The organism is Paenisporosarcina quisquiliarum (assembly GCF_027563315.1).
GTDB classification, from domain to species: Bacteria; Bacillota; Bacilli; order Bacillales_A; family Planococcaceae; genus Paenisporosarcina; species Paenisporosarcina quisquiliarum.
Genome location: NZ_JAMKBJ010000002.1, coordinates 236781 through 263679, shown reverse-complemented (window position 1 = coordinate 263679; position 26899 = coordinate 236781). Strand labels below are relative to the sequence as shown.

Here is a 26899-nt window from a genome sequence, read left to right as displayed (position 1 = left end):
AGCCCTATGATTATGCCTATAGGAGGAAAATTATTATGACAAACGGTGGAAAAATTAAAGTTGAAAACGGCGTCTTAAACGTACCTAACAATCCAATCATTCCTTATATCGAAGGTGACGGAATTGGTCCTGATATCTGGGCAGCATCTGAACGTGTATTGGAAGCGGCAGTAGAAAAAGCATACAACGGTGAAAAATCAATCGTCTGGAAAGAAGTATTGGCTGGACAAAAAGCATTCGACAAAACTGGCGAATGGTTACCAGAAGAAACTTTAGACGTAATTCGTGAATACTTGATCGCAATCAAAGGACCTCTTACAACACCAGTTGGTGGCGGAATTCGTTCATTAAACGTTGCATTGCGTCAAGAATTGGATCTATACACTTGTCTACGTCCAGTTCGTTATTTTGACGGAGTACCTTCACCGGTAAAACGTCCAGAAGATACAGATATGGTTATTTTCCGTGAAAACACTGAAGATATCTATGCAGGTATCGAGTTCGCAAAAGGTTCTGATGAAGTTAAAAAAATCATCGAATTCTTACAAAATGAAATGGGTACAAAAAATATCCGTTTCCCTGAAACTTCTGGTATCGGAATCAAACCAGTATCTGAAGAAGGAACGAAGCGTTTAGTGCGTGCTGCATTAAACTACATCATTAAAGAAGGCCGTGAATCATTAACACTTGTTCACAAAGGGAACATCATGAAGTTCACTGAAGGAGCTTTCAAAACTTGGGGCTACGAAGTTGCTGAACAAGAGTTCGCTGATAAAACGTTCACTTGGAACCAATACGATCAAATTAAAGCTGATCAAGGTACAGAAGCTGCGAACAAAGCACAAGCTGACGCATTAGCTGCTGGTAAAATTCTTGTTAAAGATTCAATCGCTGATATCTTCTTACAACAAATCTTGACTCGTCCAAGCGAATTTGATGTTGTGGCAACAATGAACTTGAACGGTGACTACATTTCTGATGCACTAGCTGCACAAGTTGGTGGAATCGGTATCGCTCCAGGAGCAAACATTAACTACTTGACTGGTCATGCTATTTTCGAAGCTACTCACGGTACAGCTCCTAAATATGCAGGTCTAGATAAAGTAAACCCATCTTCAGTAATCCTTTCTGGTGTATTAATGCTTGAACACCTTGGTTGGAACGAAGCGGCTAAATTAGTTATGGACTCAATGGAAAAAACAATTTCATCTAAAGTTGTAACTTACGACTTCGCTCGTTTGATGGATGGCGCTACTGAAGTGAAATGTTCTGAGTTCGCTGACGAACTAATCAAAAACCTTTAATAAAAAAGCGTAGAAGCCTGCGTAAGTTCGACATTACAATATGGCAAACTCGTCACATAAGCAATTAGTAAAACGAATACTTTTTTCAGAGAGAGGGTTTCGGCCCTCTTTACATACGAACAAAGGGAGAGTTTTCTGATGACATTGAAGCGTAAAAAGATTTCAGTAATCGGTTCTGGATTTACAGGTGCAACAACAGCATTCCTTCTGGCTCAAAAAGAACTGGGGGACGTAGTAATAGTTGATATTCCGCAAATGGAAAACCCGACTAAAGGGAAGGCATTAGATATGTTGGAAGCAGGACCCGTTCAAGGATTTGATGCAAACATAATTGGTACTTCTAACTATGAAGATACGAAAGACTCGGATATCGTGATTATCACTGCTGGTATTGCTCGTAAGCCAGGTATGAGCCGTGACGATTTGGTTCAAACAAACCAAAAAGTAATGAAAAGCGTTACAGGTGAAATCGTTAAACATTCTCCAAACACAACAATCATTGTTTTGACAAATCCCGTTGATGCAATGACATACACTGTATACAAAGAATCTGGTTTTCCTAAAGAACGAGTAATCGGTCAATCAGGTGTACTTGATTCAGCACGTTTCCGTACATTCGTAGCACAGGAATTAAACTTGTCAGTTAAAGACATCACTGGTTTTGTACTTGGTGGGCACGGTGATGACATGGTTCCATTAGTGCGCTACTCTTACGCTGGTGGAATTCCTCTTGAAACATTGATTCCAGCCGAACGTTTGGCGGAAATCGTGGAACGCACTCGTAAAGGTGGGGCAGAAATCGTTAACCTTCTAGGTAACGGATCAGCTTACTACGCACCAGCAGCCTCTATCGTTGAAATGGCTGAAGCAATCCTTAAAGATCAACGTCGTGTATTGCCTTCGATTGCTTACCTTGAAGGCGAATATGGCTTACAAGGTATTTATCTTGGTGTACCGACAATTTTAGGTGCTGGTGGAATTGAACAAATTATCGAACTTGATCTAACGGAATCGGAAAAAGCGGAATTAGAAAAATCAGCCGCTTCTGTCCGAAACGTTATGGATATCCTTGCGTAAAGGATTAAAAAGCTTCGAACATCAATCGAGCGGGAAATCCCCGCTCGATTTTTTTCATTGGTATTGATACTATATAATTGTAGAGATAACACGAACAGAGGGGGACATCTGATGTTATTGGGCAAGAAACGCAAACTCGGAAGAAAAGTAGAAGAAATGTCAGTTGGAGAAAAGTTGAAGCTGACAGAAAAAATCGAAGATAAAGATTTACTACTATATTTAGGTTTAACGAATGATGGAAACCCATTATACATTCAACATGATTTTGCATCTCAAACAGTTTATGAAAAACCAATTGTTCCCGCAATTATGCTAACGGGAATTGTTACTTCGGCCGTTTCCAAGTATTTACCTGGTCCGGGTTCACATATTGTAGAACAGCAATTATCATTCCCAAAACCTGTGTACCATTACGCAACAATTGATTTCTTACTGCAAGTGGTTTCTGTAAATGTTGAGAAAAACTTGGTGGAAATTGAAGTAAATGCAACGAATGAAGATGGTGAAAAGGTAATTGTTGGTAAAATTACTTCTACACCTCCAAGATTGGAAAACAAATTAACATCTCAAGCAATGGATAATTTCTAAATAGCTCTTTCGGTTTAAGATGGGGGTTTTAAATCGAAGGTGGAGGCAAAAATCATGTCAAAGAAAATTCTCGTAGTCGATGATGAAAGTTCAATTGCAACTTTACTTCAGTATAATTTGGAGCAAGCAGGTTTTATTGTGGAAACAGCCAGTGATGGACAGGAAGGCTATGACGCAGTTTTAGAGAAAAAACCTGATCTCATTATACTTGATTTAATGTTGCCCAAAATGGATGGCATGGAAGTTTGCAAAGCTTTGCGTCTTCAAAAAATTAATACACCGATCATTATGCTGACAGCAAAGGATGATGAGTTTGATAAAGTACTGGGCCTTGAATTGGGCGCAGACGATTATATGACGAAGCCATTCAGTCCAAGAGAAGTAACGGCACGCGTGAAAGCTGTTTTAAGAAGGTTTACCGCGTCTGTTGAAGAGATGTCTGTAAAAGGACAATACCAAGGGTATGAATTTGGTCCATTGCGCGTTTATCCGGAACGGTTTGAAGTGTTTTTACGTGAGGAAACTTTGGACTTTACGCCGAAAGAATTCGAATTGCTCGTTTACTTAATGGAAAACAAAAACCGAGTATTGACACGTGATCAATTATTAAGTGCTGTCTGGAATTATGATTTTGCAGGCGATACTCGAATCGTTGATGTGCATATCAGCCATTTGCGGGATAAAATTGAAGACAACAGCCGTAAACCGATTTACATTAAGACCATTCGGGGGCTCGGGTATAAATTCGAGGAGCCGAAGACAGTATGAAGTCGCTTCAAGGAAAAATAGTCTTGTCCTTTACATTACTGGTAGGAACAATCTTAGCTGGCTTGGGTATAATCATAAGTCAGCTTTTTCCTGTTTATGTGGAAGAATCAGTAAGGTCAAATGCGGTTGAAAAAGTGGAGGAAATTTCACAGATTGTTGAACAATCGAATGTTGAAATTAATGACGACCAAAAGGCTGAAATTACAGATGTTCTTTCAAATAACCGCACTGGCAGCGACTTTATTGATCCACGTAAGCAACTTTGGAAAACCATTTTAATTGTCTTTCTTGGCGCATTTGTCATCGCTATCCTCTTTACGTATCGGTTGACGAAGCGTTACGCGCAACCAATCGACAATGTGACTGAAGTAGCTATAGAACTAGCGAAAGGCAATTATAGAGCGAGAGCGTATGAAGACGACTCTTCAACTACGGCACAACTCAGCACTTCGATCAATGTCTTAGCGAGGAATTTGCAGGAATTGTTCAAAGTGCGTGAAATGGAAAAAGAACGATTAAAAACACTTATTGAAAATATGGGCAGTGCCTTGATGATGATTGACCGTGACGGGCAAATCAGTATCGTCAATAAAACCTTTGTGGATCAGTTTGAATTCAGTGCACGTGATGTTCAGGATAAATTATTCAAAAGTGTAGGGTTACCGGAAGAATTGAAAAAGTTCATTGACTACGTATTTTTAATGGAATCTTCCTCTCGAAAACAAATGACCATCGTCATACAGCAAGAAATTCACCATATGGAAGTATACGGAGCACCCGTAATTGGTGAACATGGTCGTTGGCTCGGAGTTGTCATCGTGATGCACGATATCTCTGACCTTGTGCGACTTGAGCAAATTAGGAAAGATTTTGTCGCAAATGTTTCCCACGAACTTCGTACACCGATCACATCGATTAAAGGATTTTCCGAAACATTGCTGGATGGTGCGATGAAAGATGAAAAGACCTTGCATTCGTTTTTGGAAATTATCCATAAAGAAAGTAATCGTCTTCAAATGTTGATCCAGGACTTACTTGAACTATCGAAAATTGAACAACATGGTTTTTCAGTTGAGTTTGCCAAAACGAGTTTACGTGAGGTCATGAAGCGTGCGGCAGAAATGACGAGTCCCCGCTTAGATGAAAAAGACATGACGTTTATCTCGAACCTGAACCGTGACGTCGTAGTTGATGGAGACATGAACCGATTGATTCAAGTGGTCATGAATTTACTCACAAACGCCATAACTTATTCGCCAGAAAACACGTCTGTTTATTTGTCCCTTCATGAAAGTGAAACACATGGAATTATTATTATCCGAGACGAAGGAATCGGAATGGATAAAAAAGAAATTCCCCGTATTTTTGAACGCTTCTATCGCATTGATCGTGCGAGAAGCCGGAATTCTGGAGGGACGGGGCTAGGGCTAGCAATTGTTAAGCATTTAATCGAAGCACATCATGGTCGAATTTTTGTAGAGAGCGAGCAAGGGAAAGGGACCCAATTTAAAATTCTCATTCCAAAAAAACAGACATCTTAACATGTTCTTTACAAGCTCTTCACAGAGGATTCACAGTGATTTGATAAGATACTTATGAAACCCCCTACAACCGCAATTGGCAGGAAAAAGAATCCTTTATTCAAGGGTTCTTTTTTCATGTATTATAAAAAATGTTCTATAAGTTTTCAGGGTTATTCGGCATCGATTGGCATAATCATTGCTGAGTTTAAAGCAACTCTTTGAAACTTAATCTGAAGATAGCCGTAGAAATATAGAGAGATTAGAAAAGAGGGATATAGATGAGTGTGAAGCGTATTTTAACGACGGCAGCTTTGGTTTTGACAGGGATCATTGCACTTATTGTCATATTTACTTCATGGTACACTGTGGACGAATCAGAGCAGGCAGTCGTTATAACTTTTGGGAAAGCCGAGGAACCTATTTTGGATTCCGGTCTGCATTTCAAATTGCCTTGGCCTATGCAGAAAGTGGAAATTCTTTCAAAAGAAACATTCAGTCTGCAATTTGGTTATAAACAATCAGCAGATGGAGAAATCGTTTCTTTCGATAACGAAACAAAGATGATTACAGGGGATGAAAACATTGTATTAACTGATTTAGTTGTTCAATGGAAAATCACTGATCCTGGAAAGTATTTATTCAACGCAGAAGCGCCACAAGAAATTCTTCATGATGCCACCTCGGCATCAATCCGCTCCATCATCGGTAGTTCATTGATTGACGAAGCCTTAACATCTGGAAAAGCGGATATTGAAGCACAAACACGAGATTTACTGGCTACTCTTATCGAAAAATACGATATTGGTATTTCAATATTAGGTGTAAAACTGCAGGATGTGGAATTGCCTAATGCAGAAGTACGTTCCGCTTTTACGGCAGTAACAGATGCGCGTGAAACGAAAAATACAAAAACGAACGAAGCGAAGAAATATCAAAATCAACGTGAAAGTGAAGCAATTGGTGAAATTGCTGCCATCAAATCTCGTGCTGAAGGTCAACGTACAGCACGTATCGAGCAAGCGCGAGGGGAAGTCGCTGTATTCGATAAGCTTTATGCAGAGTATCGGAACAATAAAGAGATTACTAGACAACGTCTAGTTATAGAGACCTTGGAATCGGTTCTTCCGAATGCTCAAATTTATATCATGAATGATTCAGGCGAAACAGTGAAGTACTTACCTTTACAACAACCTTCACAAGTCCCACCGGTTACAACTGAGCAAGGAGGCGGCAATTAATGGATCAAAACAATCCAAATCCTTTCGCAAGTCTGGAACAAAAGTTTAATGAACAATTCAAAAATAAAAACAAAATACCGAAAACACGAGAACCGTTAAACCTTAAGAAACATATGAAAGCCATCATAACCTTAACAATTGTGTTTGCGGCACTGATTATCTTGCTGGCCAATGTCTATGTGGTGAAAGAAAATGAATACCGTGTTGTTCGTCAATTTGGTGAAGTGGTGGATTTACGAGACGATCCGGGTATTTATATGAAAGTCCCGTTTGTCCAAAGTGTTTCTTCTTTACCCCGATATCAAATGACGTATAACGTTTCCGAAGCGGAGATTAACACAAAGGATAAAAAACGGATTATCATCGATAATTATGCCGTTTGGCGTATTACGCAACCTAAAGCCATGATTACGAATGCTGGGACTTTATTAAATGCTGAAGCACGTATGGAAGAGTTCATCTATTCTGTCGTTCGGAGTGAGTTAGGTCAGCTGAACTATGACGAAATTATTAACGATGAGAATACATCGAGAGGTAGCTTGAATGACCGTGTAACTGCTCGTGTCAACGAGTTGTTGAAGGATGATAATTATGGAGTGGAAGTAGTCGATGTCCGCATGAAACGTACGGATCTTCCACCTGAAAATGAACAATCCGTCTACACACGCATGATTTCGGAACGTCAATCCATTGCACAGAAGTACTTGTCAGAAGGAGATGCTGAAAAGCGGACGATTGAAGCATCTACTGACCGCAAAGTACAGGAAATGGTGGCAATCGCCCAAAAAGAAGCATCTATTATCGCGGCTTCAGGGGAATCGGAAGCAGCCAAGATTTATAATCAATCTTTTTCAAAAGACCCTGAATTTTATGCCTTGTATCGAACATTGGAATCATACAAGAAAACCATTGGCGATGATACAATGATTATTTTGCCATCGGATTCTCCTTACGCAAAAATTCTTTCAGGATATCTGGAATAGATAGCAGGAAGAAGTGTCTTTCACGTACCAAATGATGCTTTTACAACGTGAAGGTCAATTATTCCTACGTCAACGCCAAATTTTCCTACGTGAACATCGATTTTTCCTACGTCAACGTCGATTATTACAACCAAGAGTCAGACCAAGCGAAAAAAGAATCGCATCAATACCATAAACTGCTGATAACTCCTTGAAACATATGTGCGTCATTTTCCTTTCATCTTGCCTACATGGTAATATGAAGGAAGATGACGTTTTTTTATAGAGGAGTGGAAAATCTGTGAGCAAAAACAAAGTATTATTACTAGATGGAAATAGCTTAGCGTATCGGGCATTTTTCGCGCTCCCATTACTGACGAATGAACATGGGATTCACACAAATTCGGTATATGGTTTTACAATGATGCTACAAAAAATATTAGATGAAGAACAACCAACGCATATGCTTGTGGCATTTGATGCTGGGAAAACCACGTTCAGACACACAACTTTCGGAGAATATAAAGGTGGTCGACAAAAAACGCCGCCAGAGCTTTCTGAACAGTTCCCATACCTTCGAAAACTGTTGACCGCTTATCAAATTCCTCAATACGAGCTTCCAATGTATGAAGCGGATGACATTATCGGGACATTGAGCAAACAGGCTGAAGAAAAAGGGGAAGAAGTCATTATTGTGTCAGGGGATAAAGATCTTACGCAGCTTTCTTCAGAATCAACGACAGTCTATATCACGCGTAAAGGCATGACGGATATCGAGAAATATACGCCTGAGCACATTCAGGAGAAGTATGGTCTATCTCCAGATCAAATCATCGATATGAAAGGCTTGATGGGAGATGCGTCGGATAATATTCCAGGAGTTCCTGGTGTAGGTGAAAAGACAGCCATTAAATTATTACTTGAACATAAAACGGTAGATGGCGTTTATGAAGGACTTGAGCAAATCAAAGGCAAATTAAAAGAAAAACTAGAAGCTAATGAAGAGCAGGCTAAAATGAGTAAGGTATTGGCAACGATTGAAACTAAAGCGCCAATCACAATCACTATGGACGATTTGACTTATAAAGGTCCTGATATGGATGAAGTCATTAAAGTTTGGCAAGAACTTGCCTTCAAATCTTTACTTGAAAAAACGACTTATTCACAAGTGGAAGAGACAAAAGCGGAAGTTTCATTTACTCACTTGACCGAAATCTCTGCAGAGCAACTTTCAGACGAAATGGCCGTTCACTTGGAATTATATGACGAGCAGTATCATACAGCAGATATGTTGGGTGTCGCACTTGTCGATGACAAAAACGCGTTTTTCATGAAAGTAGATGATGCGTTTGCTTGCGAATCATTCCGGACGTGGCTGGCAGACGATTCCAAAAAGAAACAGCTGGTTGATTCGAAAGCTGCACTGGCCGCTTTCCATCGCAATGGTGTGCTACTCGATGGGGTTGAATTCGACTTTGTACTGGCTGCCTATATCGTGAATCCAGGAATAACTTCGGACGATGTAGCCGTATTATCAAGGGAGTTTGGATATAGTGAAGTGCTGACAAATGAACAAGTGTATGGCAAAGGTGCCAAAAAATCGGTTCCAGCGGATGCGGAGCTTGGCGAACATGTCGTCCGAAAAGCAATGGCCGTTTGGAAACTGCGTAAAGTGATGGACGATAAACTGAAAGAAAACGAGCAATATGAACTTTACCATGATCTGGAGTTACCACTAGCAACAATACTAGGGAAGATGGAATCAGATGGAGTGAAAGTTGACCGTCAAACACTTGTAGACATCGGTGAGGATTTGGCTGGGAAGTTAACAGAAATTGAACAAACCATTTATCATGCAGCAGGTGAAAACTTCAATATCAATTCGCCAAAACAATTAGGTGTGATTTTATTTGAAAAACTCGGACTTCCTCCAATCAAAAAAACGAAAACGGGCTACTCGACAGCCGCTGATGTTTTAGAAAAATTGGAAGGAAAGCATGAAGTCATCTCACATATTCTTATCTATCGTCAGTTGGGCAAATTGCAATCGACTTATATTGAAGGTTTGTTAAAAGAAATTCACAAAGACGATGGCAAAATTCATACAAGATATCAACAAGCACTGACGCAAACAGGTCGATTGAGTTCTACGAATCCGAACTTACAGAACATACCGGTGCGCTTGGAAGAGGGTCGAAAAATCAGAAAGGCATTTGTTCCTTCCCAACCGGATTGGATTTTATTTGCGGCTGATTACTCTCAAATCGAGTTGCGGGTTTTAGCACATATGTCCGATGATGAAGAGCTGATTGATGCATTCCGTAATGACTTGGACATTCATACCAAAACGGCAATGGATGTTTTCCACGTGGAAGCAGATGCTGTGACATCAGACATGCGTCGTGCAGCAAAGGCTGTTAACTTCGGGATTGTTTACGGTATCAGTGATTATGGACTTTCTCAAAGCTTGTCGATTTCACGTAAAGAAGCGGCTGAGTTTATCGAGCGATACCTTGAAAGTTTCCCTGGTGTAAAAACGTATATGGATGAAATTGTCCGCGAGGCGAAGCAAAAAGGGTTTGTCACAACTATTTTAAATAGAAGAAGATACTTACCGGATATTACGAGCTCCAACTTCAACTTGCGTGGCTTTGCGGAGCGTACAGCGATGAATACACCTATTCAAGGTAGTGCAGCTGATATCATCAAAAAAGCCATGATTGATATGGCGGACCGCCTGGAAAAAGAAAATTTACAAGCAAAAATGCTTCTCCAAGTCCATGATGAATTAATTTTTGAAGCACCTCCGGAAGAAATAGCAATTTTAGAAAAAATCGTACCTGAAGTAATGGAACACGCGATTGAATTAAAAGTGCCACTAAAAGTGGATTATGCGTTTGGTCCGACTTGGTACGATACGAAGTAAGGGGGCAAAAAAATGCCTGAACTACCTGAAGTGGAGGGAGTTGTTAACTCCCTTAAGCCCGTAGCAATCGGGAAAACGATTGAACATGTAGAAATCTCATCCGTTCTTCAAGTTTCTCGACAAGCGGGTAAACAAGCAATCATCAAAGGCTCAGAGCTTGAACCTTTCAAACAGAAACTGGCAAATGCCAAAATCACGCAAATTGTAAGAAGATCCAAATATATTTATTTTCATTTACTAAAAGATCAACAGGAACTTTTGTTAGTAACACATCTCGGAATGACCGGTGCATGGTTTTATGTACAGGATACGGCTGAAATTGCGGAAGATAAGTTCAGAAAACATATTCACGTCATTTGGAAATTGGATGACGGCATGCTGCTCGTCTATGCGGACATCCGGAGATTTGGTGAAATGCGATTAATGACTTCAGAAGATCAATTTCCGCCATTATTATTGATGGCACCTGAACCTTTTCACGAGTCAGCTTTAAATCATTTTATAGAAATGTCGAAGCTTACAAAATATCAAAACAAGTCCATTAAAGAAACGATTATGGATGGACAAGTAATTTCCGGATGCGGGAACATTTATGCAACTGAAGCGTTATATCGGATGCGTATTCACCCGGGGAGGAAAGTGAAGAGGATCAGTCAGAAGCGGCTGATTCCGTTGTTTCAAATGATTGTCGATGTGTTGAACGAAAGTATATCTGCTGGTGGAAGCTCCATTTCAGATTATCGTAATATCAATGGGGAAGCAGGGGGCATGCAGGATCGATTACAAATGTATGGAAAGAAACAATGCCCTGCTTGCTTGATTCCTACAAAACAAGTTGTACTCGGAGGACGAAACTCTTGGTATTGTCCTTCGTGTCAACGATAAAAGGATGAACATAAAATGATAATTGGATTAACAGGAAGTATTGCGAGTGGAAAAAGTACCATATCAGCGATGTTAAAAGAAAAAGGCTATCCGATTATTGATGCTGATCTTGTAGCCCGTCTTGTCGTCGAACCTGGAACAGAAACCTTGTCAGAAATTGAGCGCGTATTTGGTGATCAAGTAATGAATAAGGATGGCACATTAAATCGTGAAGCGCTTGGCCAGCTCATTTTTCATGAACCAGCAAAACGAAAACAACTGAATGACTTGATGCACCCGGCCATTCGTGCGGAAATGCTTCGCCAACGAGATGAGCTTTTTGAACAAGGGGAAAAAACGTTGATTATGGATATTCCTCTTCTTTTTGAGAGTCATCTTCAACATTTTGTGGATAAAATACTGGTGGTATCTGTCACGGAAGAAATGCAGTTGCAGCGTTTGATGCAACGTAATTCTTTGCCAGAGGAAGAAGCGAAGGCAAGAATTCGATCACAATTACCAATTTCAGAAAAAGAAAAAGGTGCCGATGCCGTCATATATAATAATGGATCGATCGAACAATCCAAAGTCCAATTAGAGCGTATATTACTTGAGTGGGACGTATAGTGTCCCACTTTCTGAAAAATAGAACATTTTCACTTTGTCAACAAAGTGTTTAACTTAATTTAGAATGTGTTATACTAATTTCAGGTAAAAGATTAACAGTATAACATACTTCTAGGAGGATTTTTCATGTCAGCTTCTATCGCAATTAATGGTTTTGGCCGTATTGGTCGTATGGTATTTCGTCAAGCAATTCTTCAAGATGATTTAAACGTGGTGGCAATTAATGCAAGTTATCCTGCCGAAACGTTAGCACATTTGATTAAGTATGACACAAATCATGGTACGTTTTCAGGTGACATTGTCATTGAAGAAAGCGCTTTAATTGTAAATGGTAAACGTGTACAACTAGTTAGTGATCGTGATCCATTGAAGTTGCCATGGAAAGAAATGAACATTGATATTGTTATCGAAGCAACTGGAAAATTTAACGACCGCGAAAAAGCGGCATTGCATTTACAAGCTGGAGCTAAAAAAGTAATTTTGACCGCTCCTGGTAAAAACGAAGACGTAACCATCGTTATGGGTGTAAATGATCATCAATTGAATATCGACAAACATGACATCATTTCAAATGCTAGCTGTACAACAAACTGCCTTGCGCCGGTAGCGAAAGTTTTGAATGACACATTTGGTATTGAAAATGGTCTTATGACGACTGTACATGCGTATACGAATGATCAAAAGAACTTAGACAATCCGCATAAAGATTTGCGTCGTGCACGTGCTTGTGCTCAATCCATCATCCCTACGTCTACAGGAGCTGCAAAAGCATTATCATTGGTTTTACCAGAGTTAAAAGGTAAACTTCATGGCATGTCTCTTCGCGTACCGACTCCAAACGTGTCGTTAGTGGACCTTGTTGTCGACCTACAAACGGATGTGACGGTAGAAGAAGTAAATGCTGCATTTATTGAAGCTTCTAAAGGTTTAATGAAGGGTGTTCTTGGATTCACTGAAGAACCGCTTGTATCTATTGACTTCAATTCAAACCCACACTCAGCTATCATTGACGGTTTAACAACAATGGTGATGGGAACTCGTAAAGTGAAAGTTCTTGCTTGGTATGATAATGAATGGGGTTACTCAGCACGCGTGGTAGATTTGACTAAAAAAGTAGGTTCTGCGCTGAAAGATACGGTAATTGCATAAACAAAATAATTCCTTCCTACTTGATTCCAAAAGTAGGAAGGAATATTTTTTTCTCGAACACTTGCATTGTGTGACATTAAACCATATAATGTGAATCGTGTACTTTTATTGTATACAACTGACTGCTTAAAGGGTTAGGACCTCTCTGGACTAACTTTCCCCCGTGGTAGTCGACTTTGATGATACACAAACCTAAAAAAACCTATCAAAGGGGGAAACGAACCATGGAAACAATGGGGCGTCATGTAATTGCTGAACTATGGGAGTGCGAATTTGACAAATTGAACGATGAGACTTATATCGAGCGTACATTTGTAGAAGCGGCTCTTAAATCTGGAGCAGAAGTTCGTGAAGTAGCATTCCACAAATTTGCACCTCAAGGTGTAAGTGGAGTCGTGATTATCTCTGAATCACACTTAACAATCCACAGCTTCCCAGAACACGGTTACGCAAGTATTGATGTATATACATGCGGCGATTTAGATCCAACAATTGCTGCTAAATATATTGCTGATGCACTTGGATCTCAAACTCGTGAAATGACAGAAATTCCACGTGGTATGGGTCCTGTTATGGCGGGTAAAGCTCGCGTAACAGCACATGCATAACAATTAAACTGTAAACTGAGTAAGCAGAGGGAGAAATTCCTCTGCTTTTTCGATTTTAATGGACTTTTTTTGATATAATAGGAACACTAAACGAATGACGAAATTCAGGAGATAAAACTATGAGATGTCCAGCTTGTCAATTTAATGGAACACGTGTCGTCGATTCTAGACCAGTAGACGACAATAAAGCAATCCGTAGAAGAAGAGAATGTGAAGAATGTGGTTTCCGTTTTACAACATTTGAAAAAGTAGAAGAAATGCCTTTGATCGTTGTGAAAAAAGATGGCTCACGTGAAGAGTTCAGCCATGAAAAAGTGTTAAGAGGCCTAATTCGTGCATGTGAAAAACGACCAGTTTCACTCGACGCATTGGAAGAAGTCGTATTTTCGATTGAAAAAGAATTGCGCAGAATTGGGAATTCCGAAGTGAAATCGGAAGATGTGGGTGAAATGGTCATGGATCGTCTTGCCACCATCGATGAAGTGGCATATGTGCGGTTTGCATCTGTTTATCGTCAATTTAAAGACATTAATGTGTTTATAGATGAATTAAAAGATTTATTGAAGAAAAGTCCAGAAGACAAATAATAAGGGACAGGAGGACGATGTGGCATGCAACTATTATTTAAAGAACTTCAGCCGGTAGATAGCTTCATCATCCAAATGCCCCATATACTGACGGACAAGGATCGCCAGCTTGTGACCATGTTGTATAAACCAATTATCGGTTCGGATGCAATGAGTCTGTATTGTACGTTATGGGCCGAATCGGAAGGCGAAACAACAGAACAATTGACACACTATTATTTAATGGATGTGTTAAATATGTCATTAAAGAAAATTTTTGACGCACGGGTGGCTCTCGAAGCAATTGGGTTGATGAAAACGTGGAAAAAAGATGATGATGACAAACGTCTTTTCATTTACGAGGTAGTGGCACCACTTGATGCCGCTTCTTTCTTCAGTGAACCGATTTTGGCTACGTCCTTATATAGCGTCATACACGAAAAAGCGTATATACGAATAAGAGAACGTTTCATTAAGAAGCAACCAATCTTAAGCGGGTTCGAGAATATATCGCGTGACTTGCAGGACGTTTTTAAAAGCAATCACGATTACAATAAACTCGGACATATTTTTGAACCGGGACAGAGTGATCAGAGTTCCGTGAGGCCGCAGAAACTTCCTTTCTATTCAATGGATTTTGATTTTGATCTGTTGAAATCAGGATTGTCTGAAGTGATGATTCCTTCTAGTGTATTAACGTTATCTGTTAAGGAACTGATTGCCAAAGTAGCCTTCCTGTATTCCTTAAATGCAATCGATATGCAAAAAGTATTAATGATGGCGATTGATGATCAAAACCGCATTACGGAAGAACGTTTGAAAAAAACAGCAGCTGATTATTACAAGCTTTCTATCTCATCCAAACCACCAAGGCTCATGCCTAAAGCTGGTGTACAAAGAGAAATGGTTTCCCAGGAAGTGAAAATGTCTAAAGACCAGTCTCTCATTAAATATCTTGAAGAGACGCCACCATTGGAAGTATTAAGGGATTTATCCAATGGCAAGGAACCTCTTCCTGTGGAAGTGGATTTAGCCAATGAACTGATTTTCAAATATGGTTTTCCTCCAGCCGTTGTCAATGTTCTTCTGCAATTTGTGTTGATCAGAGCGAAAATGAAACTCAACAAAAATTATGTACACAAAATTGCGGCTCACTGGCAACGTGAAAATATCCAGACTTGTGAACAGGCAATCGAAATATCACGCAAGGAACATGACCAGTATATGGATTGGCAGAATTCAGCCAAAACCGCTTCCACTACTTCTTACAAACGAAAAAATGTTCGGGATGAAAAAGTGCCGGAATGGTTTTATAAAGCGAAAGAAACCCGCTCAACCAAACAAACGATTGAAAATGAAGTAACAGAAGACTGGGAAGCAAAAAAACAGCAATTGCTTGAAAAACTCGGTGTAACAGAGGGGCAGGCGAAAACGAATGGAACCAATTAGTGAAACGTTAAAACGCGTCGTGAATGCACCTGAATTTTCGAAGCGCTATGAAAAAATGAAAACCGAAATTCTTGAGGACCGTGGCGTCCAAGCTTTCTTGACGGAAAACGCTGAGTTGGTCAATAAAGATATGGTGGACCGTGGACTTCATAAACTGTACGAATATACGTCGCAAAACCATGACTGTGAATCGTGTGAAAATGTGGCCAGCTGTCATAATGTCATGAAAGGTTATGTACCGAATTTAACGATTGTACGTGGCTCAATTGACCTGGATTATACAAGATGCCGACAAAAAACGATTGAAGATGAACGTCGCCAAGTATCTGCCATGATTTCAAGCATGCATATGCCGAAGGACGTTTTGCAGGCAAGGCTAGCTACGGTTACATACGATCACAATACACGTGTGAATCTCGGTACGGCAGCGAATGCATTTATGGAAGAAGTCAAAACGACAGGTAATTTACCTTCAAAAGGCTTTTATATATTCGGTGAATTCGGTGTTGGAAAGTCCTATGTATTGGGTGCCCTGGCAAATGAGCTTGCTGAACAGAAAATAAAAACGGTACTTGTGTATGTACCGGAATTTTTACGTGAAATGAAACATGCCATTCAGGATCAATCGCTTCAGGAAAAAGTAGATTATGTTAAGAAAGCACCCGTTCTAATGCTGGATGATTTAGGTGCTGAGACACTATCAAGCTGGACGCGCGATGAAATCTTAGGAACCGTGTTGCATTATCGAATGGCCGAGAACTTACCAACGTTCATTACTTCAAACTTTGATTATGACGGACTTGAAGAACATCTCGCTTATTCAGGAAAAGGTGAACGGGAACTTGTAAAAGCAGCCCGGATCATGGAACGAATTCGTTCTATAACCATTCCAATGCGTCTGAGTGGGAAGAATAGAAGAGATGGATAAATGATTTGTGACTACCTTGACAGTTTATGTCGGGTAGTTTTTTTGTGGAGAAAATCTAGGAATATGAAGAATTCCTTTTAAAACCAGACATAAAACTACTTGTTAGAGACACACTATAATTGTTCGATTTTTACGAATTATTCGAATATGTATTAGAGTTAGGAGAACAGTTGACATTCTCATCTACATAACTATAATTGAGAGTGAGAATCGTTTTCAATGATTCACTACATAATCAAAGGGAGAGACATCCAGTGAAAAAAGCATTATTTCTTGTTTTAGCTTTTGCTCTAGTCGTATTGTCGGCATGTGGCAATGATACACCTTCTAAAGAAACAAAGAACAAAGAAACGAAAGAAACAACCGAAAGTAAGGAAGTAAACCTATACACAGCTCGTCATTACGATGTAGATGACCAGCTTTACAAAAAGTTCGAAGAAGAAACTGGCATTAAAGTAAACGTAATCAAAGGTGAAGCAGATGAATTACTTGAGCGTATTAAACGTGAAGGCGATGCTACTGAAGCGGATTTATTCCTTACAGCCGATGCAGGACGTCTATACCGTGCGAAAGAAGATGGATTACTTCAAGCAGTATCAAGTGATGTTCTGGATGAGCAAGTTCCAGCTAATTTCCAAGATAAAGACCAAATGTGGTACGGTTTAACTAAACGTGCACGTGTGATTGTATATAATAAAGAAACTGTAAAACCTGAAGATTTATCGACATATGAAGCATTAACTGAAGACCAATGGAAAGGTCGCGTCTTGATTCGTGGCTCGGAAAATGTGTATAATCAATCTTTGTTAGCTTCTTTCATTGAAATCAATGGTGAAGAGAAGGCAAAAGAGTGGGCTGCAGGATTAGTATCAAACTTTGCACGTGATCCTGAAGGTGGAGACCGTGACCAAGCAAAAGCAATTGCTGCGGGTGTTGGCGATGTTGCAATCATGAACACGTACTACTTTGGCCAAATGCTGAACTCTGAAGATCCAGAAGAAGTTAAAGTAGCTAAAGGCTTAGGCATTTTCTTCCCTAACCAAGACACATCAGGTACACATGTGAACGTAAGTGGCGCTGGTGTCGTTAAAGCAGCAAAAAATAAAGACAATGCAGTAAAATTACTTGAGTTCCTTTCATCTCCTGAATCTCAAGGAACATTTGCGGAAGCAAATTATGAGTACCCAGTTAACGAATCAGTTGAACCGACTGAATTACTTAAATCATGGGGCGAATTCAAAGAACAAGATATTCCTTTATCAGTTCTAGGTGACAACAATGCAAAATCAATTTTGATCTTCAATGAAGTTGGTTGGAAATAATTAAATCATTAGCCCTTGTTACGTATTTACGTAGCAAGGGATTTCTTGCGATTGGATAAGAGGTGTCAGGTACGTGCAAAGAAGATTGGCAAATGTAAATATGTGGACGGTATCAGCGGCAATCATTATGATTCTACTCTTTTTGCCGAATTTAACGATTGTAACGGGAATTTTTTCGCCAGCCAATGAAAACTGGGCACATATGAAAGAATTTGTTCTAGGTTCATTCATTAAAACCTCATTGATTCTCATAAGCACTACAGCTCTATTAACGATATTTATAGGATTGAGTCTAGCTTGGCTAATCGCGCAATATCAATTTCCATTAAGAAAGTTTTTAAAATGGGCTCTTATTTTGCCTTTATCCATTCCACCTTTTATTGGTGCATATACGTATCACGGGATTGTCAATTACACCGGAGTGATTCAAACGACACTTAGAGATCGGTTCGAAATGAATCTGAATCCTTCATTTTTTGACATTATGAATCTACCGGGTGCGATTTTTATTTATACGATGTTTTTATATCCATATGTGTATACGATTACGCGGATTTTCTTATCTCAACAATCCGCTTCATTGATTGAAAGTGCTAGAATGCTCGGGAAAGGTCCTTGGCGCACTTTTTTCCAAGTCGTCATTCCGATTTCCAGGGTTTCCATTATTGGTGGAGCAAGTTTAGTTGTGCTGGAAGTGTTAAATGATTATGGCGTAGTGAAATACTTCGGTATCCAAACATTTACGACGGCGATATTTCAAACTTGGTTTGGTTTAGGTGATATTGAATCATCAATTAAACTTGCCGCATCCCTGATGGGGTTTGTCATCTTGATTCTCATGATTGAAAAATTATTGCGTGGAAGAAGGCAATACAGTTATTCCACTACGAAAGTACGTCCATTGCCTCTTATTGAACTAAAAGGATGGAAAGCTATTACGGCAACTGGTTACGGGTTATTGATTTTAAGTCTTGGTTTCTTCATACCGATTATCCAGCTAATTGATTGGATGTTCCTGACACTTGGTACCATTCCAATGGGTGAGTTTCTGACTTATGTTAAAAACTCAGTTACAGTGGCTGGCATAAGTGCATTCGCTATCATTGTATTCGCGTTGATCGTCGGCAACTTCAGTCGACTCGTGCATGGAAAAGTGGCGAAACTGTTGCCTAAGTTAACAATCCTCGGTTATTCTATACCAGGAGCGGTAATCGCTGTGGCTGTTGTTACTGCATTTATTGCACTTGACCGTTTTCTGGCACCTTTGTATCAAATGCTCGGTGTTGGGACAACACTTGTCCTAAGTGTAAGTTTGACGATGTTAATATCCGCCTATATCATCCGGTTCTTTGCGATTGGTTATAATTCCATTGAATCTGGATACGATAAAATTGGAACGGATTTCCGTGATGCCTCAAGACTTCTTGGTGTCGGTTTGACAAAAACGTTCTTTAAAGTGGATGTACCGATGCTAAAAGGTGCAATTATCAGCGGATATATTTTGGTTTTCATTGATATATTAAAAGAAATTCCTTTAACACTAATTTTACGTCCATTCAATTTTGATACACTATCTACAAAGGCATTCCAATATGCCAGTGATGAAAAAATCATGGAGGCTTCACAAGCTTCCTTACTAATTGTCGGTATTAGTGCCCTTGCCATTGTGATTTTCTATAAGTTTCTCGAAAAGGAGCCGGATTGACATGTTTATTTCCATTCAAAATGTTTGTTTCTCATATCCAAATACAGACCGATCAGCACTTGACCAGTTTTCAATGAATATTGAAAAAGGTGAAGTTATCTCTATATTAGGCAGAAGCGGCAGTGGAAAGAGCACGATACTGCGTCTCCTCGCTGGACTGGAAAAACCAACGCAAGGTACTATGACGATTCAGAATGAAGTCATCTTTGATGGCAAAACGTTTCTTCAACCGGAGAAGCGGGGTATTGGCATGGTATTTCAGGACTATGCATTGTTTCCACACATGACGGTCGGTGAGAATATTCTGTTTGGTTTATTTCAAATGAAAAAAGCAGAAAAGAAAAAACGTCTCGCAGAAGTACTTGAATTAGTAGAACTTCAGGATTATGAAAAACGTTATCCGCATCAACTTAGTGGAGGGCAGCAACAGCGAGTTGCAATTGCAAGAGCGATTGCGCCAAATCCACATTTAATTTTGTTGGATGAACCTTTTAGTAACCTGGATGCCGAGCTGCAAGTTAAAATTCGCAAGGACCTACGTGAAATTCTTAAAAAAGCGAATATCACGTCGATTTTTGTCACACACGATGAAAATGATGCCCATGCGTTAGCGGACCGCATCGTAAAATTAAAAGATGGGTGTATTGATATGATTGGCCGACCTTGTGATCTGCTTGGTATTCATCCCCAGCCAGCCCCACAATTTGTACCCATACAAGAAACCCGTGAATTAGTGAGTGTATAATTTTAAATTTGGAGTTGCATTTGATTTCATGCAAGAGTAAAATGTCAACATAAGAATAATGAAATGCCAAGAAGAGGACAACATTTGTCTGTACGACTTTTTAGAGAGAGAAGCCATGGCTGAAAGCTTCTTAAGTACGACACGCAATTTACCACCTCGGAGCAGCAACAGTGAAATCTTTAGTAACTGTTGACGGTAACGGCCCGTTAGCCGGCTCAAAGCTTCATCTTTTTAGTCTTGTACTGAAGAGAAGGAAGAAGGGTGGAACCACGAACTCAAACCTCGTCCCTTTCATAGGACGAGGTTTTTTTGTGTTCATTTTTAACGATAAAAAGAAGGAGTGGCTAAAATGTCAGAAACAATTCATCTGAAATTTCCAGACGGCGCGATAAAGGAGTTCTCAAAAGGCACAACAACCGAAGACGTTGCAGCATCGATTAGTCCCGGCCTTCGCAAAAAAGCGTTAGCGGGTCAATTGGATAACCAGCTTGTAGACTTAAAAGCACCACTTGAGCAAGATGGGGCAATTGCCATTGTTACTCCAGGTTCGGATGAGGCATTGGAAGTATTGCGTCACAGTTCAGCCCACTTATTGGCTCAAGCAGTTAAACGTCTTTTTAAAGATGTGAAATTGGGCGTAGGTCCTGTCATTGAAAATGGATTCTACTACGATATTGATTCACCAGAACCTATTACTGCTGAAGATCTGCCAGTCATTGAAAAAGAAATGAAAAAAATCATCAATGAAAATATTGAAATTGTTCGTCATAACGTTTCTCGTGCAGAAGCATTTGAAAAGTTCAAAGAGGATGAATACAAGATTGAATTACTAGAAGCCATTGCTGAAGATGAGCAAGTATCCATTTATGAACAAGGTGAGTTTTTCGACTTATGCCGTGGTGTACACGTTCCATCGACAGGTAAGTTAAAAGAATTTAAATTATTAAGTATTGCCGGTGCATATTGGAGAGGTAACAGCGACAATAAAATGTTGCAACGAATTTACGGAACAGCTTTCTTCACTAAAGAAGAACTGGCTGCGCACTTGAAAATGCTTGAAGAAGCAAAAGAACGCGACCACCGTAAAATCGGGAAAGAACTTGACCTATTTATGAATTCACAAAAAGTTGGTCAAGGATTGCCAATGTGGTTGCCGAAAGGCGCAACTATTCGCCGCATTATCGAACGTTACATCGTCGATAAAGAAGTGAAGCTTGGTTACGACCACGTTTACACACCTGTTATGGGTAGCGTAGAGCTTTACAAAACTAGTGGTCACTGGGATCACTACCAGGAAAACATGTTCCCTGTTATGAGCATGGACAACGAAGACTTAGTACTTCGTCCGATGAACTGCCCTCATCATATGATGATTTTCAAAAATGGCATTCACTCATACCGTAACTTGCCAATGCGTATTGCGGAGCTTGGTACAATGCACCGTTATGAGCTGTCAGGCGCATTGACAGGACTTCAACGTGTACGTGGAATGACATTGAATGATGCACATATCTTTGTTCGTCCAGATCAAATCAAAGACGAATTTAAACGTGTGGTTCAATTAGTCATTGATGTATACAAAGACTTTAACTTAAATGATTACTCATTCCGACTGTCATACCGTGACCCTGCAGATAAAGAGAAATACTATGATGATGATAATATGTGGAACAAAGCACAATCCATGTTAAAAGAAGCGATGGATGAGCTTGGTCTATCCTACTTCGAAGCAGAAGGCGAAGCGGCATTCTACGGTCCTAAGCTTGATGTTATGGTGAAAACAGCATTAGGAAAAGAAGAAACGCTTTCAACTGTTCAACTGGACTTCTTGTTGCCAGAGCGTTTTGACCTGTCATATATCGGTGAAGACGGCAAGCAACATCGTCCGGTCGTAATTCATCGTGGTGTCGTGTCAACAATGGAACGTTTTGTTGCCTTCCTGATCGAAGAATACAAAGGTGCATTCCCGACATGGTTGGCACCAGTTCAAGTTCAGGTAATCCCTGTATCGAACGAAGTTCACTTTGACTATGCCAAAGGTGTCATTGAGAAACTTCAGGCAGCTGGACTACGAATCGACATGGATGACCGTGACGAAAAACTTGGCTATAAAATTCGTGAAGCACAAATGCAAAAAATTCCGTACATGTTGGTACTCGGCGACAAAGAAGTGGAAAGCGGATTTGTCAATGTACGCAAATACGGAGAACAGAATTCTGAAAGCATTCCTTTTGACGAGTTCCTTTCACGCATTCAACAAGAAGTTAACTAAAGTTGTTGACAATGGTTGCTGTACGTGATATTGTTATTAAGGTTAATGAATACAAAGTTTGTGGTATAAGAAGAGGCTGCCCGCTTCTCACCTGATTGACACTAGATGTAGTTGACAGGTCGGCACACGATTGAACGTAACGTACAGCGTTGTACTTGCATATATCGGCGGGCGGACATCTACTTATGTAAATGTCCGCTCGTTTTTTTATTGGTCCGGAACGGCGTACCCGATTTATTGGAGAACATCGATAAACGATATGCCCAAACCGTGTATTCGCGACACTACCTGGAGGTGGATTACTATTAGCAAAGACATGTATGTAAACGATGGTATTCGCGCACGTGAACTTCGAATTATCGACCAAAATGGTGAACAATTAGGAGTAAAAACACGTTTCGAAGCGCTTGAAATTGCCGCTAACGTTAATTTGGATCTTGTCCTTGTGGCCCCTCAAGCCAAGCCACCAGTTGCTCGTATCATGGACTATGGTAAATTCAAGTTTGAGAATCAAAAGAAAGATCGTGAAACTCGTAAGAATCAAAAGATTATCGTATTGAAAGAGGTTCGTTTGAGCCCTACAATCGATGAGCATGATTTCCAAACGAAATTACGAAATGCAATCAAGTTCCTTGAAAAAGGTGACAAAGTTAAAGCTTCTATCCGCTTTAAAGGCCGTGCAATTACGCACAAAGAAATTGGCCAACGCGTGTTAGATCGCTTTGCAGAAGCTTGTGCTGAGGTAGCCACGGTTGAACAAAAACCGAAAATGGAAGGCCGTAGCATGTTCTTGATTCTTCAACCGAAGAACGAGAAAAAGTAAGATTGACGACAGTTTAGGAGGAATTCGACATGCCAAAAATGAAAACTCACCGCGGAGCAGCGAAGCGTTTTAAAAAGACTGGCTCTGGAAAAATAAGACGTGCATCTGCATACCGCAGTCACTTATTTGCAAATAAGTCTACTAAAGCTAAACGTAAGTTACGTAAAGGTGGACTAGTTTCTTCTGGTGACTACAAACGCATCAAATCACTTATCGCTTACATGAAGTAAGTTAAATACTCGAAACTTAAATGTTCGAAATAATAGCAGGAGGTAATGTATTATGCCACGCGTAAAAGGCGGAACAGTGACGCGCCAGCGTCGTAAAAAAGTTATAAAATTAGCAAAAGGTTATTATGGTGCTAAAAAATTACTATATAAAGTAGCAAACCAAGCAGTTATGAAATCAGGTAACTATGCTTACCGTGACCGTCGTAACAAAAAACGTGACTTCCGTAAATTATGGATCACACGTATCAATGCAGCAGCTCGCATGAATGGTCTTTCTTACAGCCGTTTAATGCACGGTTTGAAATTAGCTGGTATCGAAGTTAACCGTAAAATGTTAGCTGACCTAGCTGTTACAGACGCAGCAGCATTCACACAATTAGCAGAAGCTGCTAAAAAAGCAATGAACAACTAATCTTACTTTTTAAAAAGGCTGATGGATTTTCCATCAGCCTTTTTTTATACTAATAAATACATAGTGGTGGTTTTTGAGTGCTCTAGATGTAGGAAATAGATTGTGAAAAATTTATCGCTCAAATTGAGGGATTTATCGTTCATATCAAGGCATTTGTCGCTCAAATAAAAGATTTATCGCTCATATCGGGGCATTTATCGCTCAAATAGGTCTCATAGCCAAGTAGGCTTATTGAGATAGAAATGAATAGGGACAGAAAAGGTGGCATCGCTATCAGGAGGGAATCAGTATGTATTTTATTATTATTGGACTTTTCATTGTCATGTCAATCGTGGCGTTTTTCACAATGGGACATGATAAATCAGCAGCACAAACACGCAACCGACGAGTTCCTGAACGCACTTTGTGGAATCTTGCATTATTTGGCGGGGGAGTAGGCGCTTACCTTGGAATGATCCTCTATCGACACAAAACCAAGCATATGTCGTTCCGTATAGGCTTTACATTACTGGCAATTCTACAAGTAGCATTACTCATCTGGGCAGCGCAATTTTTGAAAGAATGGTCGTAACATTGGTAGACTTGAGTATGACTGGATTCTAGTGGTTCAAAATAAACACGAATAGACTTCTATCAAAAGAACAACCCGACATGAATTTTTCATGTCGGGTTGTTAATTTTGGTTATTCATCAACTTTTCGATTGGATTTTTCCAGCTGATCTCTGCTTCGGGATAGTTCATGAGAATTTCTTTTTCAAGAAATAAAAAATCGTCCCGAGTAAATCCTTGCAGTTTCATTGAATCTTTAACCCATACAAATATAGAAACGACCTCGAAGGCATCACCCGTAGTACCAAGATATTTCTCTCCTTCAAATAAAGCTCCTTTAAATGAGATAAAGAAATTCTTTCGCACATTTTTCACATCATCGTAAAAATAGTAAGCACCTTTTTCGTACGCATCATCAAGTTTTCGCTTAGGATCCATTAAGTAAACAATTCCACGGTAAAACAAATAGACAATAATGGCGATAATTAAAAACCGGATTAATACGATGATCATAATGGAACCTCCTCTGGGCAGACGTGTTACTATGGTATACGGATGAACAAATACTTTGGTTTCAAGATTGTTCAAATTATTTTTCTGGAGGCAATCGCTATGCAATTACAGCAGTTATTTACGATGCAAAAATCTCTCGACTCATATATCCAGAAGGAAAAGAATGTATCTCATGATGTGTTTTTTGAAAAGGGTCTTGCTCTTTTGGTAGAACTCGCAGAATTGGCTAATGAAACACGTTGTTTTAAATTTTGGAGCGCAAAAGGACCATCCGACAAAGAAACAATCCTCGAAGAATACGTAGATTCTATACATTTTTTACTTTCTCTTGGCATTGAAAAGCAATTAGACGATCTAGAAAACTGGCCAGTTGAAGATAGAGAAGAATCTCTCACACAATTATTTTTACATACCCATGCATCAATCCAACACTTTCTCGAAGAACCAAGCAAACCTTTATATGAAGAAGTTTGGAAATGGTATGGAGCGATTGGAACGTCACTTGGTTTTACGCATCAACAAATCGTTCAAGCGTATATTGATAAGAATGAAAAGAATTATGAGCGTCAACGTTCTGGCTATTAAAGAATATTTTGAAAACTGAAGACATTTGAATTATAATTAGATGGTTAGTGTATATTTAGGAGGGCGAAATAATGACAAAACTTGATCCAACTCTTACGATGTTGAAAGATTTAACAGATGCAAAAGCCATTCCAGGCAACGAACGTGAAGCACGAGACGTTATGAGAAAATACATAGAGCCATTTGCAGATCGCATGGACACAGATAACCTTGGAAGCTTGATTGCTGAAAAAGTTGGAGACGCTGACGGTCCAAAAATCATGGTTGCTGGTCACTTGGATGAAGTCGGATTCATGATCACTCAAATAGATGATAAAGGTTTCTTGAAATTCCAAACCGTTGGTGGCTGGTGGTCTCAAGTTATGCTAGCTCAACGAGTAACAATCGTAACGCGTAAAGGTGAATCGATTACAGGTGTTATTGGTTCGAAACCACCACATATCTTATCACCTGAAGCACGCAACAAACCGGTTGATATTAAAGATATGTTTATTGATATCGGTGCCTCTTCGAAAGAAGAAGCAATGGAGTGGGGCGTATTGCCAGGAGATATGGTAACACCATACTTCGAATTCTCTGTGATGAACAATGAGAAAATGCTATTGGCAAAAGCTTGGGATAACCGTATTGGTTGCGCAATCGCGATTGATGTGTTGAAAGCATTGAAAGATGAGAAACATCCAAACATCGTTTATGGAGTAGGGGCTGCTCAAGAAGAAGTTGGATTACGTGGTGCACGTACAGCTGCTTCGAAAATCAAACCGGATATCGGTTTTGCAGTGGACGTTGGTATTGCTGGAGATACGCCGGGAATTACAGCGAAAGAATCTACAAGCAAAATGGGAGCAGGTCCACAATTGGTATTGTTTGACGCTTCTATGGTTTCTCACAAAGGACTTCGAGATTTAGTTGTAGATACTGCTGAAGAAAACAATATTCCATACCAGTTCGAGTCTATTCCTGGAGGCGGTACAGATGCAGGCGCTATTCACTTGACTGCAAATGGTGTTCCTTCTTTAGCTATCGGGATTGCCACACGTTATATTCATTCTCATGCAGGTATTTTACACCGTGATGATTATGAAAATGCTGTAAAATTAATTGTAGCGGTTCTCAAGAAACTAGATCGCGATACAGTAAACAAGATTATCTTTGACTAAATAAA

Annotated in this window: 26 protein-coding genes and 1 other annotated feature; of the genes, 25 read left to right on the top strand and 1 reads right to left on the bottom strand. The window is 39.7% G+C overall.

The window, feature by feature from the left end:
• The first annotated feature begins 35 nt into the window (after window positions 1-35).
• The 23 genes from icd (at window position 36) to M9R32_RS03420 (ending at window position 24657) form a co-directional block, all read left to right on the top strand.
• Complete coding sequence (icd, locus tag M9R32_RS03530; RefSeq protein WP_269925368.1) at window positions 36-1304, top strand: NADP-dependent isocitrate dehydrogenase; 1269 nt, start codon at window positions 36-38, stop codon at window positions 1302-1304.
• Between the two features lie 138 nt (window positions 1305-1442).
• Entirely contained in the window at window positions 1443-2381 is a 939-nt protein-coding gene (mdh, locus tag M9R32_RS03525) for a malate dehydrogenase (RefSeq protein WP_269925367.1), read from the top strand.
• 111 nt (window positions 2382-2492) lie between these two features.
• Window positions 2493-2969, top strand: coding sequence for a MaoC/PaaZ C-terminal domain-containing protein (locus tag M9R32_RS03520; protein WP_269925366.1), 477 nt, complete (start codon window positions 2493-2495; stop codon window positions 2967-2969).
• A gap of 54 nt (window positions 2970-3023) precedes the next feature.
• Complete coding sequence (locus tag M9R32_RS03515) at window positions 3024-3737, top strand: response regulator transcription factor (RefSeq protein WP_269925365.1); 714 nt, start codon at window positions 3024-3026, stop codon at window positions 3735-3737.
• Window positions 3734-5278: a two-component system histidine kinase PnpS gene (gene pnpS / locus M9R32_RS03510; protein ID WP_269925364.1), complete on the top strand. Its 1545-nt coding sequence runs from the start codon at window positions 3734-3736 to the stop codon at window positions 5276-5278. Before M9R32_RS03515 ends, pnpS begins: the two co-directional genes overlap by 4 nt.
• A 260-nt stretch (window positions 5279-5538) precedes the next feature.
• The gene (gene hflK, locus M9R32_RS03505; protein ID WP_269925363.1) at window positions 5539-6498 is read left to right on the top strand and encodes an FtsH protease activity modulator HflK; all 960 of its coding nucleotides are present in this window, start codon (window positions 5539-5541) and stop codon (window positions 6496-6498) included.
• Entirely contained in the window at window positions 6498-7481 is a 984-nt protein-coding gene (hflC, locus tag M9R32_RS03500; RefSeq protein ID WP_269925362.1) for a protease modulator HflC, read from the top strand. The genes hflK and hflC overlap by 1 nt, the downstream gene beginning before the upstream one ends.
• A 280-nt stretch (window positions 7482-7761) precedes the next feature.
• Complete coding sequence (gene polA / locus M9R32_RS03495) at window positions 7762-10386, top strand: DNA polymerase I (protein WP_269925361.1); 2625 nt, start codon at window positions 7762-7764, stop codon at window positions 10384-10386.
• 12 nt (window positions 10387-10398) lie between these two features.
• Window positions 10399-11271, top strand: coding sequence for a bifunctional DNA-formamidopyrimidine glycosylase/DNA-(apurinic or apyrimidinic site) lyase (gene mutM / locus M9R32_RS03490; RefSeq protein ID WP_269925360.1), 873 nt, complete (start codon window positions 10399-10401; stop codon window positions 11269-11271).
• Window positions 11272-11286: 15 nt separating this feature from the next.
• Window positions 11287-11877, top strand: a complete 591-nt coding sequence (gene coaE, locus M9R32_RS03485) for a dephospho-CoA kinase (RefSeq protein WP_269925359.1) — start codon at window positions 11287-11289, stop codon at window positions 11875-11877.
• Window positions 11878-12003: 126 nt separating this feature from the next.
• Window positions 12004-13026, top strand: a complete 1023-nt coding sequence (locus M9R32_RS03480; protein ID WP_269925358.1) for a glyceraldehyde-3-phosphate dehydrogenase — start codon at window positions 12004-12006, stop codon at window positions 13024-13026.
• Between the two features lie 224 nt (window positions 13027-13250).
• Window positions 13251-13634: an adenosylmethionine decarboxylase gene (gene speD, locus M9R32_RS03475; RefSeq protein ID WP_269925357.1), complete on the top strand. Its 384-nt coding sequence runs from the start codon at window positions 13251-13253 to the stop codon at window positions 13632-13634.
• Window positions 13635-13753: 119 nt separating this feature from the next.
• Window positions 13754-14221 (top strand): transcriptional regulator NrdR, encoded by a 468-nt coding sequence (gene nrdR, locus M9R32_RS03470; protein WP_269925356.1) that lies wholly within the window; start codon window positions 13754-13756, stop codon window positions 14219-14221.
• Between the two features lie 24 nt (window positions 14222-14245).
• Window positions 14246-15649 carry a replication initiation and membrane attachment family protein gene (locus tag M9R32_RS03465; RefSeq protein ID WP_269925355.1) on the top strand — a complete coding sequence of 468 codons (1404 nt, stop codon included), beginning with the start codon at window positions 14246-14248 and terminating at the stop codon, window positions 15647-15649.
• The gene (dnaI, locus tag M9R32_RS03460) at window positions 15636-16577 is read left to right on the top strand and encodes a primosomal protein DnaI (RefSeq protein WP_269925354.1); all 942 of its coding nucleotides are present in this window, start codon (window positions 15636-15638) and stop codon (window positions 16575-16577) included. The genes M9R32_RS03465 and dnaI overlap by 14 nt, the downstream gene beginning before the upstream one ends.
• Window positions 16578-16831: 254 nt before the next feature.
• Complete coding sequence (locus M9R32_RS03455) at window positions 16832-17899, top strand: Fe(3+) ABC transporter substrate-binding protein (protein WP_269925353.1); 1068 nt, start codon at window positions 16832-16834, stop codon at window positions 17897-17899.
• Between the two features lie 73 nt (window positions 17900-17972).
• Window positions 17973-19604 (top strand): ABC transporter permease, encoded by a 1632-nt coding sequence (locus M9R32_RS03450; RefSeq protein WP_269925352.1) that lies wholly within the window; start codon window positions 17973-17975, stop codon window positions 19602-19604.
• Window position 19605: 1 nt separating this feature from the next.
• Window positions 19606-20349, top strand: coding sequence for an ABC transporter ATP-binding protein (locus M9R32_RS03445; RefSeq protein ID WP_269925351.1), 744 nt, complete (start codon window positions 19606-19608; stop codon window positions 20347-20349).
• A 59-nt stretch (window positions 20350-20408) separates the two neighbouring features.
• Window positions 20409-20642, top strand: a binding site (T-box leader).
• A gap of 56 nt (window positions 20643-20698) precedes the next feature.
• A complete protein-coding gene (gene thrS, locus M9R32_RS03440; RefSeq protein ID WP_269925350.1) occupies window positions 20699-22621 on the top strand; it encodes a threonine--tRNA ligase in 1923 nt (640 codons plus the stop codon).
• Window positions 22622-22937: 316 nt separating this feature from the next.
• The gene (infC, locus tag M9R32_RS03435) at window positions 22938-23444 is read left to right on the top strand and encodes a translation initiation factor IF-3 (protein ID WP_269925484.1); all 507 of its coding nucleotides are present in this window, start codon (window positions 22938-22940) and stop codon (window positions 23442-23444) included.
• A 29-nt stretch (window positions 23445-23473) separates the two neighbouring features.
• Window positions 23474-23674: a 50S ribosomal protein L35 gene (rpmI, locus tag M9R32_RS03430; protein WP_016426709.1), complete on the top strand. Its 201-nt coding sequence runs from the start codon at window positions 23474-23476 to the stop codon at window positions 23672-23674.
• Between the two features lie 52 nt (window positions 23675-23726).
• A complete protein-coding gene (gene rplT, locus M9R32_RS03425) occupies window positions 23727-24086 on the top strand; it encodes a 50S ribosomal protein L20 (RefSeq protein WP_269925349.1) in 360 nt (119 codons plus the stop codon).
• Window positions 24087-24375: 289 nt separating this feature from the next.
• A complete protein-coding gene (locus M9R32_RS03420) occupies window positions 24376-24657 on the top strand; it encodes a DUF1294 domain-containing protein (RefSeq protein WP_269925348.1) in 282 nt (93 codons plus the stop codon).
• Window positions 24658-24759: 102 nt separating this feature from the next.
• Here the strand turns inward: M9R32_RS03420 and M9R32_RS03415 are convergent, their stop codons facing one another.
• Window positions 24760-25149, bottom strand: coding sequence for a sigma-w pathway protein ysdB (locus M9R32_RS03415; protein WP_269925347.1), 390 nt, complete (start codon window positions 25147-25149; stop codon window positions 24760-24762).
• Between the two features lie 99 nt (window positions 25150-25248).
• Between M9R32_RS03415 and M9R32_RS03410 the strand changes: the two genes are divergently transcribed.
• Together M9R32_RS03410 and M9R32_RS03405 are read left to right on the top strand one after the other, a co-directional pair.
• Window positions 25249-25734, top strand: coding sequence for a dUTP diphosphatase (locus tag M9R32_RS03410; RefSeq protein ID WP_269925346.1), 486 nt, complete (start codon window positions 25249-25251; stop codon window positions 25732-25734).
• A 71-nt stretch (window positions 25735-25805) separates the two neighbouring features.
• The gene (locus tag M9R32_RS03405; RefSeq protein WP_269925345.1) at window positions 25806-26894 is read left to right on the top strand and encodes a M42 family metallopeptidase; all 1089 of its coding nucleotides are present in this window, start codon (window positions 25806-25808) and stop codon (window positions 26892-26894) included.
• Window positions 26895-26899: the final 5 nt, after the last annotated feature.

Coding starts and splice junctions, on each gene's coding strand:
- mdh (WP_269925367.1), top strand. CDS start 1,443: ATGACATTGAAGCGTAAAAAGATTTCAGTAATCGGTTCTGGATTTACA.
- M9R32_RS03465 (WP_269925355.1), top strand. CDS start 14,246: ATGCAACTATTATTTAAAGAACTTCAGCCGGTAGATAGCTTCATCATC.
- M9R32_RS03515 (WP_269925365.1), top strand. CDS start 3,024: ATGTCAAAGAAAATTCTCGTAGTCGATGATGAAAGTTCAATTGCAACT.
- M9R32_RS03445 (WP_269925351.1), top strand. CDS start 19,606: ATGTTTATTTCCATTCAAAATGTTTGTTTCTCATATCCAAATACAGAC.
- M9R32_RS03520 (WP_269925366.1), top strand. CDS start 2,493: ATGTTATTGGGCAAGAAACGCAAACTCGGAAGAAAAGTAGAAGAAATG.
- M9R32_RS03410 (WP_269925346.1), top strand. CDS start 25,249: ATGCAATTACAGCAGTTATTTACGATGCAAAAATCTCTCGACTCATAT.
- M9R32_RS03420 (WP_269925348.1), top strand. CDS start 24,376: ATGTATTTTATTATTATTGGACTTTTCATTGTCATGTCAATCGTGGCG.
- nrdR (WP_269925356.1), top strand. CDS start 13,754: ATGAGATGTCCAGCTTGTCAATTTAATGGAACACGTGTCGTCGATTCT.
- dnaI (WP_269925354.1), top strand. CDS start 15,636: ATGGAACCAATTAGTGAAACGTTAAAACGCGTCGTGAATGCACCTGAA.
- icd (WP_269925368.1), top strand. CDS start 36: ATGACAAACGGTGGAAAAATTAAAGTTGAAAACGGCGTCTTAAACGTA.
- infC (WP_269925484.1), top strand. CDS start 22,938: ATGTATGTAAACGATGGTATTCGCGCACGTGAACTTCGAATTATCGAC.
- M9R32_RS03415 (WP_269925347.1), bottom strand. CDS start 25,149: ATGATCATCGTATTAATCCGGTTTTTAATTATCGCCATTATTGTCTAT.
- hflK (WP_269925363.1), top strand. CDS start 5,539: ATGAGTGTGAAGCGTATTTTAACGACGGCAGCTTTGGTTTTGACAGGG.
- rpmI (WP_016426709.1), top strand. CDS start 23,474: ATGCCAAAAATGAAAACTCACCGCGGAGCAGCGAAGCGTTTTAAAAAG.
- rplT (WP_269925349.1), top strand. CDS start 23,727: ATGCCACGCGTAAAAGGCGGAACAGTGACGCGCCAGCGTCGTAAAAAA.
- coaE (WP_269925359.1), top strand. CDS start 11,287: ATGATAATTGGATTAACAGGAAGTATTGCGAGTGGAAAAAGTACCATA.
- thrS (WP_269925350.1), top strand. CDS start 20,699: ATGTCAGAAACAATTCATCTGAAATTTCCAGACGGCGCGATAAAGGAG.
- pnpS (WP_269925364.1), top strand. CDS start 3,734: ATGAAGTCGCTTCAAGGAAAAATAGTCTTGTCCTTTACATTACTGGTA.
- M9R32_RS03405 (WP_269925345.1), top strand. CDS start 25,806: ATGACAAAACTTGATCCAACTCTTACGATGTTGAAAGATTTAACAGAT.
- hflC (WP_269925362.1), top strand. CDS start 6,498: ATGGATCAAAACAATCCAAATCCTTTCGCAAGTCTGGAACAAAAGTTT.
- mutM (WP_269925360.1), top strand. CDS start 10,399: ATGCCTGAACTACCTGAAGTGGAGGGAGTTGTTAACTCCCTTAAGCCC.
- speD (WP_269925357.1), top strand. CDS start 13,251: ATGGAAACAATGGGGCGTCATGTAATTGCTGAACTATGGGAGTGCGAA.
- M9R32_RS03480 (WP_269925358.1), top strand. CDS start 12,004: ATGTCAGCTTCTATCGCAATTAATGGTTTTGGCCGTATTGGTCGTATG.